Consider the following 13,514-nt stretch of genomic DNA (forward strand, 5'->3'; position numbering starts at 1 on the left):
AAGCCGCGAAAGTGCGAGGGCAATGCAGTCAGGACTGAACTACCGCCGCCCTTTCGCCTCAGCCCTTGCGGAAGTCCGCGACGATTTCCCCGCACTCCGCCAGCTCTGCCTCGTGGCCAACCTCGCGCCAGGTCTCGGCCAAGGCTTCAGCTTCCCATTGCAGCATGGCCGGATGGGCCAGGATATGATCGACCCACGCCTGCCCCTTGCCGACATCGAGCCCATATGTGCGGATACGGAAGGCAACCGGGGCGAAGAACGCGTCGAGCGCGGTAAATGCGGGGCCGGCAAGCCAAGGTCCGCCAAAACTGGCGAGGGCATGCTCGAAAATCTCGCGCACGCGGGCAACGTCGCGCAGCAGGGCATCGCGCATCGGACGGGGCTTCACCCGGACGCCGACATTCATCGTACAATCATTGCGCAGCGCGGAAAAACCGCCATGCATTTCGGCAACGGCGCACATGGCAAAAGCGCGCGCGGCTTGGTCCTGTGGCCAGACGCCGTCGTGACGCTCGGCAAGGTAGAGCGCGATTCCAAGAGAATCCCACACCGTGCGCACACCATCGAGCAGCACCGGAACCTGCCCCGTGGGTGAGAAAGCGCGGAACTCGTCGTAGTTGGTCGGCTTGGTAAAAGGTTCGATCCGGTCATCGAACGCGATGCCGAGCGCCTTCATCAGCACCCATGGCCGCAGCGACCAGCTGGAGTAGTTCCGGTTTGCCGTGATCAGGATGTATGACACCGGAACTCTCCTCTGTGGGTCCTTACTCGACGTAGTGCGCGGTCGTCTTAGCGCGCACGTCCTCGGCGCTGACGCCGGGAGCCAGTTCGACCAGACTGAAGGGCGATGTGTGGTCGGCGCGGGCGAAGACGGCAAGATCTGTTACGATCATGTCCACCACGTTGCGGCCGGTCAGCGGCAAGGTGCAGGCAGGAATGAACTTGGGACTGCCGTCCTTGGCGACATGTTCCATTACCACGATGATCTTCTTGACCCCGGCGACAAGGTCCATCGCGCCGCCCATGCCCTTGATCATCTTCCCGGGCACCATCCAGTTGGCGATGTCGCCGTTTTCGGCCACTTCCATTGCGCCAAGCACCGTCAGGTCGATCTTGCCACCGCGGATCATGGCAAAGCTGGTAGCACTGTCGAAATAGGCCGAGTATGCAAGCTCGCTGATCGTCTGCTTGCCTGCGTTGATCAGGTCGGCGTCTTCCTCGCCCGCGTAAGGAAACGGTCCGATGCCAAGCATGCCGTTTTCCGATTGCAGCGTCACGGTCATGCCCGCGGGCACGTGATTGGCAACGAGCGTCGGGATGCCGATGCCAAGGTTGACGTAAAACCCGTCCTGCAGCTCCTGCGCGGCGCGCGCAGCCATCTGGTCGCGGCTCCATCCGGCTTTCAGCCCGTCATGCGTGGTCATGGATCTGGTGTCTTCCTGCTGATCTTAACGGATGGGGGGCGGCACGAGGAACCAGCCGGCTCCGATATGCTGCTCCAGAGCCAGCGCAACCGGACCGTCCGGATTGCGCAGATAATCGAAAACCTCGTCGAAATCGCCCTTGCGGTCGCCCGCGATGGCCAGCACGCACCAGTCCTGGCTTGCCCGCAGCAGGACTTGCTGCTTGCGCGTTTCGCCCCGGCGCAGGAGCAACGTCTTGTCGATGCCCAGCGGGTCAAGGCCGGTGGCCTTGAGGATCGTGCCAAGGTCCCCGCTCGCGCTCTCGGGCAGCGTTGCGATCCACAAGACAGCAATGCCGGTGCCCCGGATCTTGCGCAGGTGTTCGGCAAGGCCCGGTGCAGGCGACGGCGGATCTGCAAGGTCAAACGGCTTCTCGCCGGGATCGAGATCGATCAGCAACGCGCCGCGTTCGCCGCCGCAGGACTGCATCCGCGGCAGCGAGGCCAGGCTTTGCTGCTCGACCAGGGCCGACCGCCGGGCCTTGCCCGGGTTGGCCGCGCTCGCGACCATGACATATCGCGACATCGCCTCGAAGCCATCACCGTCAACCGGTGTCTGGACCGCGTCAGGCTGTGCAAAGCTGGGCGGGGGAAGCGGTGGCGCGTTGAGCAGCGGAGACGGTGCCGCCTCGGGCTGAGGGGGGGCAACGGTCGGCGCATTCGACGTGAGTGGGGGCGGTGTCGCGGTCCCCTTGCCCACGGTCACAATCGGCCTGACCTTCTTTTTGTCCTTGCTCCCCTTGCCGATGTCGACCGATCGCTTGGCCACGGCGCCACTCGCCGCGAGGGGCACGAGCGCTGCGGCCACGCAGCCACCAAGCTGCGTGGCCGCAAGCGTCAGCGCCAGAATGCCAGACAACGGGCGCAGGGTCATGCCGCCTCGCGCTCGCGCACGGTACGGAATTCGATCTTCTTGTCGTAAGGCGCACCGACAATCATGCGGTGCACGTAAACGCCCGGGAGGTGAATGCTGTCCGGATCGAGCATGCCTGCGGGTACGATCTCTTCGACTTCGACCACGCAGACCTTGCCGCAGGTGGCGGCAGGCACGTTGAAATTGCGCGCGGTCTTGCGGAATGTGACATTGCCGGTCTCGTCGGCCTTCCATGCCTTGACCAGTGCGAGGTCGGCGAAGATGCCACGTTCGAGGACAAATTCCTGGCCGTCAAAGACCTTGGTTTCCTTGCCTTCGGCCACCAGCGTGCCAACGCCCGTCTTGGTGTAGAACCCCGGAATGCCAGCGCCACCCGCGCGCATGCGCTCGGCCAATGTGCCCTGCGGGCAGAACTCGACCTCGAGCTCGCCCGAAAGATACTGACGCTCGAATTCCTTGTTCTCGCCCACGTAGCTCGAGATCATCTTGCGCACCTGGCGCGTGCGGAGCAGCTTGCCGATGCCTTCGTTGTCGATCCCGGCATTGTTCGATGCAAAGGTCAGGTCCTTGACCCCGCTGTCGCGCACCGCATCGAGCAGGCGCTCGGGCACGCCGCACAGGCCGAACCCACCGCAGGCGATGAGCAGGCCATCGCTGAGCAGGCCATCGAGCGCGGCGGCGGCATCGGCGTAAAGCTTCTTCGACATCGGGAAATCTCTCCTGCGTTCAGACGCGCTGGTAGCACGGGGGAGGAATTGAAAAGAGCGATTGTTTTTTATCTGATTCGATAAGACTTACTGATCGAATGAAGCGCATCGCCATTTATCACCTGGAAACCCTGCTGTGGATCGCGCGGCTCGGCACGTTCCGCGCGGCCGCCGAACGGCTCAACACCACGCAGCCTGCCATATCCGCGCGCGTCCGCGAAATCGAGGAGCAACTGGGTATTTCGGTGTTTCGTCGCGAAGGGCGCAACATGGTTCTCACCGCGCGGGGGCGGCGCCTGGTGACAGAATGCGAGCCATTATGGGCAGGCTTCGAAAAGGCGCTGCTCACCGCCTCGGGATTCGAAGGCGCGACCGGCACGGTGCGGATCGGCAGCGGTGAAATCGCCGCCGCCTCATGCCTGCCGGGCTTCGTCCAGGCGGTGGAGACCGACTTGCCCGGCGTCACGCTGGAAATCGAGCTCGATCTGACCGCACGCATGCTCCAGCAATTGCTCGGTGGAACGATCGATCTCGGTCTGCTCGCGGGCCCCGTCGCCAGCCCCGGCATCCGCACGTCCGAAATCGGTTCGGTAGGCTTGGTCTGGGTTGCAAGTCGCGCCACGGCCGAGGCAGGCGGCTTTGCCCAGGGGCTGCCGGTCTGGTCGATCCCCAGCCATTCACCGTTGCACGGCGTGATGCTGGAATCGCTTGCCGAACATGGCATTTCGCCGCGCTCTATCGGCACCTGCAACAATGTGCGCACACTCATCGACATCGTTGGCGGCGGCAGCGGGGCAGCGGTTCTGCCCGAACCAATGGTTCGGGGCCTGCTGACATCAGGGGCGCTTGCCGAAATACTGCCGCGCCCCGCGCGCACGATCCGCTTCGAAGCCGCCATCCGCAGTACCGAAAGTGATCCGGTGGTGTTGGAGCTGTTCCGCCGTGCAGGCGAACTTCGGGTAGATGGATAGACCATCGGCCCGGTGCTACCGCCCCTGCATATCCCGCGCTTCAGTCGGAATATGCACCACCAGCCCATCGATCGCATCGGTCAGTTCGATCTGGCAGGACAGGCGGCTGGTGCGCGTCACGCCAGCGGCAAGGTCAAGCATGTCTTCCTCGTCGTCGACCGCGGCGGGCAGCTTTCCGAACCAGTCGGGGGCGATCACCACGTGGCAAGTGGAGCAGGCCATCTGGCCTTCGCAAGTGCCTTCCAATGGCATGCCCTTGGCTTGGCCCAGTTCGAGCAGGCGCGTCCCCGCCTCGCCTTCAGCGGCAATCTTATCGCCCTGTGGAGTTACGAAGGTGACGCGGACCATGGCTACAAGACTCCCTGAACCCTCGCCGCGGCATGGATTGCCGCTGCGGCCTCGATCAGCTCCTGTTCCCGTGTATAGCGTCCGAACCCAAGCCGGATCGCGGTTTTGCTATCCCTGTCCGAAAGTCCCAGTGCGCGCAAGACATGGCTTGGCCTGCCCGACCCGCTGGCACAGGCCGAACCTGCAGAAAACGCCACACTGCGGCATTCCGACAACAGCCGCCCGACATCCAGCCCCTCTAGCCGTATGTTGAGATTTCCGCGCCAGCGCGCGGTTGCGCTACCGTTCAGTGTCCAGTCCGCAAACAGCGACCGCGCCAACGTCCACAGTGTTTCCACATGCTCCGCATCGCTTTTGCCCAGACTTGTGCACAGTGCGGCTGCCGCGCCGAACCCGGCGCAGAGTGCAGGGCTGAGCGTGCCCGAACGCAAGCCGCCCTCCTGCCCGCCGCCGTGGATCAGTGGCACAATCTCAACCCCGTCCCGCACCCACAGCGCACCTATGCCCTTGGGCCCATGAAGCTTATGCGATGACACCGCGATCAGATCAGCCGCGTCGGGTGCGGCGAGCTTGCCCGCACCCTGCACCGCATCGCACAGGAACAGTGCGCCCATCGCCCGCGCCCGCGCCGCGAGCGCCTCGACCGGCTGGACCGTGCCTATCTCGTTGTTCACCTGCATCACCGCGAGCAGCCCGGTGCCATCGGGGATAGCCACCTCCGGATCGACCAGCCCATCGCCATCCACCGGCAATGACACCATGCCCGGATCGACGAACTTCGCGGTATCCAGCACCGCCGCATGTTCGATGGCGGACACCGCCAGCCGCTTCCGGCTGGACCCGATGATCGCCAGATTGAGCGCCTCGGTCGCCCCGGACGTGAAAACCACGCGACCGCCCGGCGGCAACAGCGCTGCCACTTGCTCCCGCGCCACCTCCACCGCCGCCGCTGCAGCGCGGCCAAAACGGTGCGGGCTGTGAGGATTCGCAAACCCGGCAACATCCGGCCCGGCCAGCCAGGGCATCATCGCCTCGCGCGCTTCGGGTGCCAGTGGCGTCGTCGCCTGATAATCGAGGTAGATCACCCCCGGATCTCCCGCCACACGTCCACGAACCGCGCGATCTCTGCCTCGGTCGTCTCGCGTCCGATCGACACGCGGATGACCTCGCCAAGACCTTCGACACCCATCGCCGTCAGCACATGACTGGCCTTCAAGGAACCCGAAGAACAGGCACTTCCTGCCGATACCGCAATTCCTGCCCCGTCGAAGCGGATCAATTGCGCCGCACTCGATTTGCCGCGCATGCGATAGGCCCCGATCGTCGGGCTTCGCGGCGACTGGGCCGCAATAACTTCCGCGCCCAGATCAAGCAGCTGACTCTCCAGCGATTCCCGCAAACCTGAAGCGCACTTGAGCCATTGATTCCCTGCCTCCAGCGCCGCGGCCATGCCCAGCACCAATGGCAGTGGCTCGGTCCCGGCGCGATACCCGCGCTCCTGCCCGCCACCGGGATGCAGCAGGCCGTACTCGCGCACCAGCAGAGCCCCGATTCCTACCGGCCCGCCGAACTTGTGCGCCGATAGCGCGATCATGTCGGCATCCGGCAGCGCCAGCTTGCCCGCGCCCTGCGCCGCATCGACCAGAAGCTGCGACCTGTGGGCCTTTGCCAACGCCGCGATCGGCGCCAGATCCTGCACCACGCCGGTCTCGCTGTTGACCTGCTGGATCGCAACCAGTGCCGGGCCGCTCATCGCAAGCTCATGGTCCAGCTCGGAAACCTTCACCAGCCCGTCTGCACCCACGCCCAGCCGCATTGCCTCGGGCGCGAGCCGCAACACGGCCTCGTGTTCGACCGCGCTGGCGATGAACCGCAAATGCTTGCCCGGCGACGCATTTCTGGTGGCGATTGCCAAAGCCTCGCTTGCCCCGCTGGTGAAGATCACTTCGCCGCTCCAGCCGAGCGTCGCCTTGATCCGCGCGCGCGCTTCCTCGAGCGCCGCGCGCGCCGCACGGCCTGCCTTGTGCGGGCTGGAAGGATTGGCCCAGATGCGAAAACCCTCTTCCATCGCGGCAAGCGCCTGCGGCAGGATCGGCGTGGTCGCAGCGTGGTCAAGATAGATCGGCAAGGCAAATCCCGGAAAAGTTGCTTTCGTGAGGGTGGTTTCTATATAGCCCTTTGACCAATTCCCAGCCCCGGCAGTGCTCGCCGTCGCGGCCAGAACACAGGCAACCAGGACAGGCAATGCCCTCAGTCATTTTCCCCGGCCCCGAAGGCCGTCTCGAAGGCCGCTTCCAACCCGCATCGCGCCCGCGCGCTCCGGTGGCGATGATCCTCCATCCGCACCCCCAGGCGGGCGGCACGATGAACGATCGCATCACGCAGGCGATGTACAAGACCTTCGTCGCGCGCGGCTTTGCTACGCTGCGCTTCAATTTCCGTGGCGTTGGCCGCAGCCAGGGCAGTTTCGACAACGGCATCGGCGAACTGTCCGATGCCGCTGCCGCGCTCGACTGGGTCCAGTCGATCCACCCCGAAGCCAGCACCACCTGGATCGCGGGCTATTCGTTCGGTGCGCTGATCGGCATGCAGTTGCTGATGCGCCGGCCGGAAATCCGCGGCTTCATTTCGGTCGCGCCGCCTGCAAACATGTACGATTTCAGCTTCCTCGCGCCGTGCCCCGCCTCGGGCATTATCGTGCAGGGCACAGCTGACACGGTCGTCACCCCCAATGCGGTGCAGAAGCTGGTCGACAAGCTGCGCACCCAGAAGCACATCACCATCCATCACGACGAAGTGCCCCGCGCCAATCACTTCTTCGAAAACGAGATGGACGACATGATGCGCGCGGTCGATAACTACCTCGACATGCGCCTCTCGCCGGACTGCCCGATCCGCTGATCGGCGGCAACGCGAACCAAAAACCCCCGCCCTTCCCGGCGGGGGTTTTTGCTTGTCACAAGATGAAATGGTCGCCCGCCGCGCGGACAGTCACATCCGCGATCGAGACGCCCCAAGGCTGGTCGATCGCGTGGATGATCGCATCGGCGATGTGTTCGGGCGCGAGGCTGGCGTAGTCCATGTTCGCGGGATCGAGCCGTTCCGCCGGAAAGGTGCCTTCCGCCATCTGGCCCGACATTGCCATGAACTCGTCGGTGTTCTGGCCAAGGATCCCAACGGCGGCCCCCATGTTGACGATCGTGCCGGACAGGCCCGTGCTCGGCACGCCGGTCGGCTTGATCGTGGTAACCTTGATCCGGCCCCGGCTTTCGACGCGCAGCGATTCCGAAAGGAAATTCACCGCAGCCTTCGACGCGCCATAGACCGCCGCGCCAACCACGGGGAAATTGCCGTAGATCGACGAGAGGTTGACGATCTGCCCGCGCCCGGCCGCCATCATCGGATCGAACGCCGCGACCATGCCGTTGAGCACGCCCTTGATGTTGATGTCGATGCAGCGCTCCCACGCGGGGTAAGCCACCTCGTGATCGGCAATGAACGCAAGCGGCATGATTCCGGCGTTGTTGATCATCACGTCGACCGCGCCGAAAGCCTCGATTGCCATGGCGACGAGCGCCTTGGCAGCGGCAAGGTTGGTAACGTCTACCTCGACCGCCTGGGCCTTGCCGCCATCCCGCACGATCGCATCGACGACGGCCTGGGCCGCCGCGAGGTTGATATCCCCGCACGTCACGCTGGCCCCAAGCGCCGCTGCCTTCCTGGCGACCAGGCTGCCGAAGCCCCCGCCCGCGCCTGTGATGACGATCGATTTGCCCGCGATATGGTTGGTCATGGTCTCTCCCGGATCAAAGTGCCGTTGGCATCGCGTCGATCAGAATGGTCTTCATCTCGAGGTAAGGGAAGAGCCCTTCGGGCCCGCCCTCGCGCCCGATGCCCGATTGCTTGAACCCGCCGAAGGGCAGGCCGAAGTCCATGCGCAAGCCGTTCTGGCCGAAGCCGCCGGTGCGAATGCGGCGCGCGATGCGATAGGCTGCGTCCGCGTCGGTGGTCAGCACCGAACCGTTGAGACCATAGGCGCTGGCGTTGGCGGTGCGGATCGCGTCTTCCTCGTCCTCGACCGGAATCAGACTGAGGACCGGGCCGAAGATTTCCTCCTGCGCGATGCGGCTGTCGTTCCGCACGTTGGCGAACAGCGTCGGTTCGATGAAATAGCCCTGGTTCATGTGGGCCGGGCGCCCGCCGCCAGTGACGAGGTCTGCGGTGCGCTTGCCTTCCTCGATATACATCTCGATGCGTTCGAGCTGGCGCTTCATCGCCACCGGGCCGAGCTGGGTCTCCGGATCATCCGAGTGGCCGATGCGGACCTGCGTCATTTCCGCCGCAATTGCCTCGGCCAGTTCGTCATGGCGATGGCGCGGCACGATAACGCGGCTGAGCATGGCGCAGACCTGCCCCGACATCATCGTGATCGTGCCGGTGAGCATCTTGGCCGCCGCCTCGATCGGGAAGTCGTCGCGAATGATCGCAGCCGACTTCCCGCCAAGCTCGAGCGTACAACGCGCCATGCGACCGCCGCAGACCGAGGCTATGCGCTTGCCGGCAACAGTCGAGCCAGTGAACGAGACCTTGTCGACGCCTTCGTTGCAGACGAGGTGGTCGCTTGCCTCGCGATGGCCGGTGACGAGACCGACAACGCCTGCCGGAATCCCCGCAGCCTCCGCCGCTTCGGCAATGATGTAGGCTTCCAGCGGCGTTTCGGGCGAAGGCTTCATGATCACGGTGCAACCGGTCAACAGCGCGTAAGCGACCTTGTTCGCCATGATCCCGAACGGCCCGTTCCATGGTGCGATTGCTGCGACGACGCCGACAGGCTCGTAGGCGATCAGCGCGGCTTCCGCGGCATGGCTTGGGCGACGTTCGACGAATTCGAACTGTTCGGCAAACCCCGCGATCTGCGCCAGCGCCATCACGCTGCCGCCGTGCATCGGCCCCGCAAACGAGGCAAGCCCCCCCATCTGCGCGGTCCAGGCCTTTGCCAGCTCGGGCACGCGCGTTTCGAGATGCGCGACCATGCGGCGGAAGGCCGCGATGCGCTCGGCCGGCGGCGTCGTGGGCCAAGGGCCGTTATCGAATGCCTCGCGCGCAGCGGCGACAGCGGCGTCCATGTCGGCCTCGTCTGCCTCTGCCACGCGGCCGACGACCTGTTCGGTGTTGGGCGAGACCAGCTCGATCGTGCGACCGGAATGCGCCGGGACCCAGCGTCCGCCGATATAGAGCTTGTCGGGATGTGCGACGTTCACGCCTTCGGGTGTCATCTCGGGATTTCCTCTCACATCGGCGCGAGCGCGCATTCGACACGCTCGATCAGGCCATCGTTGATCTTGTAAAAAATGAATTGCCGCATCTCCTGCACTTCTCCGACCGAAATCGGGAAGAAGCCATGGAGCCCCTGCGCGTCGAGCGCCTCGCGGGTCAGGTCCTTGACGCCTTCGACACGGATGATTGCGTCGATCGCGGTAAGGGTATCGGAGGCGGCGAAGTTCAGCACGCGTACGCTTTCCTTCACGTGATCGTGAAGGAAGGCATAGAAATCCTTGAGAGCCTGGCGCGAGCGGATTTCGACGCCGAAAAATGTCATCAGCGGCGGATCGACATAGAAATCGGCAACCGCGTCATAATCCCTGGCGTTGAAGGCTTCGACATAGCGATCGTAGTCGGCACGGGTCAGCATGGTTCAATCTTTCTTCTGCCAATGCCGCCCCGTGACCGGGTTGGGATAGTGGAAAGGCGGCACAAAGACTTGCGGGTAGGAGCCGTAGTCAACGCTTTGCGGCTCGTCCGGCGCAAACTCGGGCAGTTCCGTGCCCATCGGAATCGCCCCTTGCGCCAGACCCCTGGACCGGTCGGCATAATGGGTCACGAAGCAGTGCAGCTTCGCGATCTTCCACACACCGTCTTCGCGCAAGTAAGCGTTTTCGTAGGTTGCCTCGCCAACCATGTCGACGGCACCGGCAATCGTCACTTCCATGATGGCGCGCCAGCGTCCCCACGCACGGTCGCCATCAAGGGTTATCAGCGGCTGCAGCTGCATGTGATTGAACAGGCTGCCCTCCTTTAGCGAAGGCAGGCATTTCAGGTAAGCGCGTATGCGCTCCTGCCCGCGGTAAAGTCCGCGCGCGGCGATCTCCAGCGTTGCATCGCGGGCGAACAGATCGGCGGCGTCGTCCCACTGCGATTTGTCGACGTAATAGCCATAGGCCGTCTGCAGCCGGACAATGGCGCGCTCGTCTTCGATACGCGCGATGCGTTGCTCAAGCGTCAGCAGTTCGGTCACCACCATCTCCCTCCGCGTCGCTGCATCATCGGCACGACGATATCATTTGTTAGAATAGTGCCAGCATTCCCCGCAAAAGAAAAGGGGCAGCCGTGATGGCTGCCCCCTGATTTTTCCGTCGCCGAGCTGGCGATGACGGATCAGAACTTCTTCTTGACGGTCAGCGCCCATTCGCGCGGACGTCCGGGGTTCCCGAGAACGCTGCCTGCCAGCGTGCTCAGGTCGAACTTCGAGGAGAAGTAATACTTGTCGAACAGGTTGGTCACCTCGAGCGAAATGTCGACGTCACGGTCGGCATTGCGCCACGTCAGGCGAGCATTGGCGATCGTGTAACCTGGCACCTGGCCGAAGATTTCCGAAGCGCTGCCTGCCGCCGGACGAAGCACGTTGCCCGGCAGACGGTTCTGGCGGTTGACGTCGATGCGCGGCGTGAGCGAGCCCGACGTTCCGAGATCGGCCTCATACTGCATGCCGAAGTTCCACTGCCAGCCCTGCGCGGGATCGTTTAGCGCGGTCTTGATGGCCTGGTCCGAAGAGCAGACACCGGCAGGCAGCGTGGTGTTACCCACGACTTGCGGATCCACGCAGTCATAGACGTACTTGAGGTACGATGCTGAAGCGTCGATCGTCAGGCCGGCAACGGGCTGGATGAATGCTTCGAACTCGACACCCTTGATGGTCGCGTCGCCGGCATTCTGCGGCAGGGCGCAGGGGCCGGGACCGCCGAACTGCGGGCAGCTCAGCAGCGTCAGCTGTGCGTCCTTCAGCTTGTTGTAGAAGGCGCTGACGTTGAAGCGCAGCTTGCGGTCGAACAGATCGGTCTTGATGCCCAGTTCGTAGCTGGTGACTTCTTCAGGGTTGAACTCGCGAGCCTGCGCCGCGTTGAACGGACGCGGACCGACGCCGCCCGCCTTGTAGCCCGTGCCGGTGGTCGCATAGACCAGCACTTCGGGCGAGAAGCGGTAATCGACGGTGAAGCGATAGTCCCAGCGGCTGCCGCGGAAGCTGGCCGTCCGGCCCGAGAGCGAGGTGACCGTTTCGGTCAGATCGCCGTTGCCGTTCGAGTCGAACTTGTCCGGACCCGAGTAACCGATGCCATAGACGGCACCCACACCATCGACGAACGGATTGATCGTCCGGCCATCGAGATTGTAGCGGTAGTAGGTGTAGTCCTTGCTGTCCTTGGTGTAGCGGAAGCCACCCGTCAGAGTCAGCGCTTCTGTCGCCTTGAAGATGGCGGTGCCGAAGATGGCCTTCGACTTGGTGCGGACAGGATCGTTGCCGATGAACTGCAGCGGGAAGATCGGGCAGGTCTCCGTGGGAAGCCCGCCGATAAGCCCGCAGACGAAACCAGGCACACCGATCGAAACGTAGCGGATATCCTGCAACGTGTAATAGGTGGTCTGCTCGTCCGAGTAGTAGCCGCCCAGCGTCACCTGAAGCTGGTCGGAAACCTCGGCGTTGATGCGGAATTCCTGGCTCCAGAACCAGTGCGACAGGTTGTTGTTGCCGATCTGCGTGCGCGCGGGCGAAAGGTCACCGTCGATGGTGAAGCTGTTGTCCCATTCGCGGTAGGCGGTGATCGACTGCAGCTGGATAGAATCGTTGAGCTTGAAGTCGATGTTGCCCGAAACGCCCCAGCCTTCGTATTCGTTCTTCTGCTGGCCGTTGACCGTACCAAGCGGCAGGCCGTTGAGCGGCGGGATCAGGCCGGCAATGTACGGGCCGCCGGGCTGGGCAAAGGTGGTGTAGTTGCAGAACTTGCCGCAGATGAAGCGGTTGTCGAACGGAATGCCGTTGACCGTCTGCGTGTTGGGGTTGGCATTGCTGGCGTTGAGCAGAACTTCAGCGCTGCTGTTGCGGCTGTCCTTGTTGTAGTCGGCTGAAATGCTGATATCGAGCGCTTCGCTGGGGTTGAAGCGGACGATCGCCTTCAGCGCCTTGTAGCCGACGTCACCCTGCTTGTAGAGATCGCACTTGGCTCCGCCCGCAAGCGCCGGAACGCCGCTGGCCGGGAACGCGCAGCCATAGTCGATCACGTCGACATAGCCGCCCTGATCCGCAAAAGTGCCCGAAAGGCGGGCAAACAGGTTCTCGGCAAGCTTGAAATCGGCGCTGGCGCGCAGATTGATGCGATTGCGGCTGCCGTATGTGGCCGAGACGTAGCCGCCTTCACCCATGGGCTTGCGCGAAACGAATTTGATTGCGCCGCCTTCCGAGTTGCGTCCGGTCAGGGTTCCCTGCGGACCGCGCAGCACTTCGACGCGCTCGACATCGAGCAGATCGAAGTTTGCACCGGTCAGACGCGGATAATAGACGTCGTCGATGTAGAGACCGACGCCGGGTTCGAGCGCGGGGTTGAAGTCACCCTGGCCCAGACCGCGGATGCTGGCCGAAATCGAGTTGCCGAAAGCGGAGGCCGCCGGACGCAGCACGACGCTGGGCGCCGCCTTGGTGACATCTGCGAGATTGGTGGCGCTGCGCGATTCGATCAGCGCGGCATCGACCGCGGTGATGGCGATCGGCGTATCCTGAAGCTTCTGCTCGCGGAACTGGGCGGTCACCACGATTTCGGCGATCTGGTTCGCGTCCGGATCTGCCTGTGGCTGTGCTTGCTGTGCAACAGCAGTTTCCGAAAGCGCCATTGTCATGGCACCCAAACTGCCAGCAACCAGCAGACGCACGAGTGACGTGGTACGGTTGGCCATTGCCATATCCCCTCTCCTGTTTGGTCCTCTTCGGGACCGTCCTGATGTTTGTTAGTAAGGCATACTAAATTCGACTTGGCAAGCCTAACATTTGCGACGGTAATGCTCCAAGCAACATGATGCAGAAAGTCCACAGACCTCTTGCTCAA

14 protein-coding genes are annotated in these 13,514 nt (G+C 63.6%); 2 read left to right on the plus strand and 12 right to left on the minus strand.

What is annotated here, in order from left to right; genetic code table 11:
* Positions 1–58: 58 nt before the first annotated feature.
* From AC2A04_RS05955 to AC2A04_RS05970, 4 genes are read right to left on the minus strand one after another with little or no spacing between them, the layout of a single operon-like run.
* Positions 59–742: a glutathione S-transferase family protein gene (locus tag AC2A04_RS05955; protein WP_484211367.1), complete on the minus strand. Its 684-nt coding sequence runs from the start codon at positions 740–742 to the stop codon at positions 59–61.
* A 22-nt stretch (positions 743–764) separates the two neighbouring features.
* Complete coding sequence (locus tag AC2A04_RS05960) at positions 765–1,424, minus strand: CoA transferase subunit B (protein WP_484211368.1); 660 nt, start codon at positions 1,422–1,424, stop codon at positions 765–767.
* Between the two features lie 24 nt (positions 1,425–1,448).
* Positions 1,449–2,336, minus strand: coding sequence for a hypothetical protein (locus tag AC2A04_RS05965; protein WP_484211369.1), 888 nt, complete (start codon positions 2,334–2,336; stop codon positions 1,449–1,451).
* The gene (locus tag AC2A04_RS05970; protein ID WP_484211370.1) at positions 2,333–3,043 is read right to left on the minus strand and encodes a CoA transferase subunit A; all 711 of its coding nucleotides are present in this window, start codon (positions 3,041–3,043) and stop codon (positions 2,333–2,335) included. Before AC2A04_RS05970 ends, AC2A04_RS05965 begins: the two co-directional genes overlap by 4 nt.
* 98 nt (positions 3,044–3,141) lie before the next feature.
* On the opposite strand from AC2A04_RS05970, the gene AC2A04_RS05975 reads away from it, so the two are divergent.
* Complete coding sequence (locus tag AC2A04_RS05975) at positions 3,142–4,014, plus strand: LysR family transcriptional regulator (protein ID WP_484211371.1); 873 nt, start codon at positions 3,142–3,144, stop codon at positions 4,012–4,014.
* A gap of 15 nt (positions 4,015–4,029) precedes the next feature.
* On the opposite strand, the gene AC2A04_RS05980 is transcribed toward AC2A04_RS05975, so the two are convergent.
* Genes AC2A04_RS05980 through AC2A04_RS05990 form a run of 3 tightly spaced genes read right to left on the minus strand, consistent with a single transcriptional unit; the run spans position 4,030 to position 6,490 of the window.
* Entirely contained in the window at positions 4,030–4,362 is a 333-nt protein-coding gene (locus AC2A04_RS05980; RefSeq protein ID WP_484211372.1) for a 2Fe-2S iron-sulfur cluster-binding protein, read from the minus strand.
* A gap of 2 nt (positions 4,363–4,364) precedes the next feature.
* The gene (locus AC2A04_RS05985) at positions 4,365–5,447 is read right to left on the minus strand and encodes a cysteine desulfurase family protein (protein WP_484211373.1); all 1,083 of its coding nucleotides are present in this window, start codon (positions 5,445–5,447) and stop codon (positions 4,365–4,367) included.
* Complete coding sequence (locus AC2A04_RS05990; RefSeq protein WP_484211374.1) at positions 5,444–6,490, minus strand: cysteine desulfurase family protein; 1,047 nt, start codon at positions 6,488–6,490, stop codon at positions 5,444–5,446. Before AC2A04_RS05990 ends, AC2A04_RS05985 begins: the two co-directional genes overlap by 4 nt.
* 116 nt (positions 6,491–6,606) lie before the next feature.
* On the opposite strand from AC2A04_RS05990, the gene AC2A04_RS05995 reads away from it, so the two are divergent.
* The gene (locus tag AC2A04_RS05995; RefSeq protein ID WP_484211375.1) at positions 6,607–7,263 is read left to right on the plus strand and encodes an alpha/beta hydrolase; all 657 of its coding nucleotides are present in this window, start codon (positions 6,607–6,609) and stop codon (positions 7,261–7,263) included.
* Positions 7,264–7,318: 55 nt separating this feature from the next.
* On the opposite strand, the gene AC2A04_RS06000 is transcribed toward AC2A04_RS05995, so the two are convergent.
* From AC2A04_RS06000 to AC2A04_RS06020, 5 genes are all read right to left on the minus strand, one after another.
* Positions 7,319–8,155 carry an SDR family oxidoreductase gene (locus AC2A04_RS06000; RefSeq protein ID WP_484211376.1) on the minus strand — a complete coding sequence of 279 codons (837 nt, stop codon included), beginning with the start codon at positions 8,153–8,155 and terminating at the stop codon, positions 7,319–7,321.
* A 13-nt stretch (positions 8,156–8,168) separates the two neighbouring features.
* The gene (locus AC2A04_RS06005) at positions 8,169–9,638 is read right to left on the minus strand and encodes an aldehyde dehydrogenase (protein WP_484211377.1); all 1,470 of its coding nucleotides are present in this window, start codon (positions 9,636–9,638) and stop codon (positions 8,169–8,171) included.
* 14 nt (positions 9,639–9,652) lie between these two features.
* Positions 9,653–10,054: a nuclear transport factor 2 family protein gene (locus AC2A04_RS06010; RefSeq protein WP_484211378.1), complete on the minus strand. Its 402-nt coding sequence runs from the start codon at positions 10,052–10,054 to the stop codon at positions 9,653–9,655.
* A gap of 3 nt (positions 10,055–10,057) precedes the next feature.
* Entirely contained in the window at positions 10,058–10,663 is a 606-nt protein-coding gene (locus AC2A04_RS06015; protein ID WP_484211379.1) for a nuclear transport factor 2 family protein, read from the minus strand.
* A gap of 134 nt (positions 10,664–10,797) precedes the next feature.
* Positions 10,798–13,365 (minus strand): TonB-dependent receptor, encoded by a 2,568-nt coding sequence (locus AC2A04_RS06020; protein ID WP_484211380.1) that lies wholly within the window; start codon positions 13,363–13,365, stop codon positions 10,798–10,800.
* Positions 13,366–13,514 lie beyond the last annotated feature (149 nt).

It is taken from the genome of Novosphingobium sp. HNCC26DJ243, from assembly GCF_057180545.1.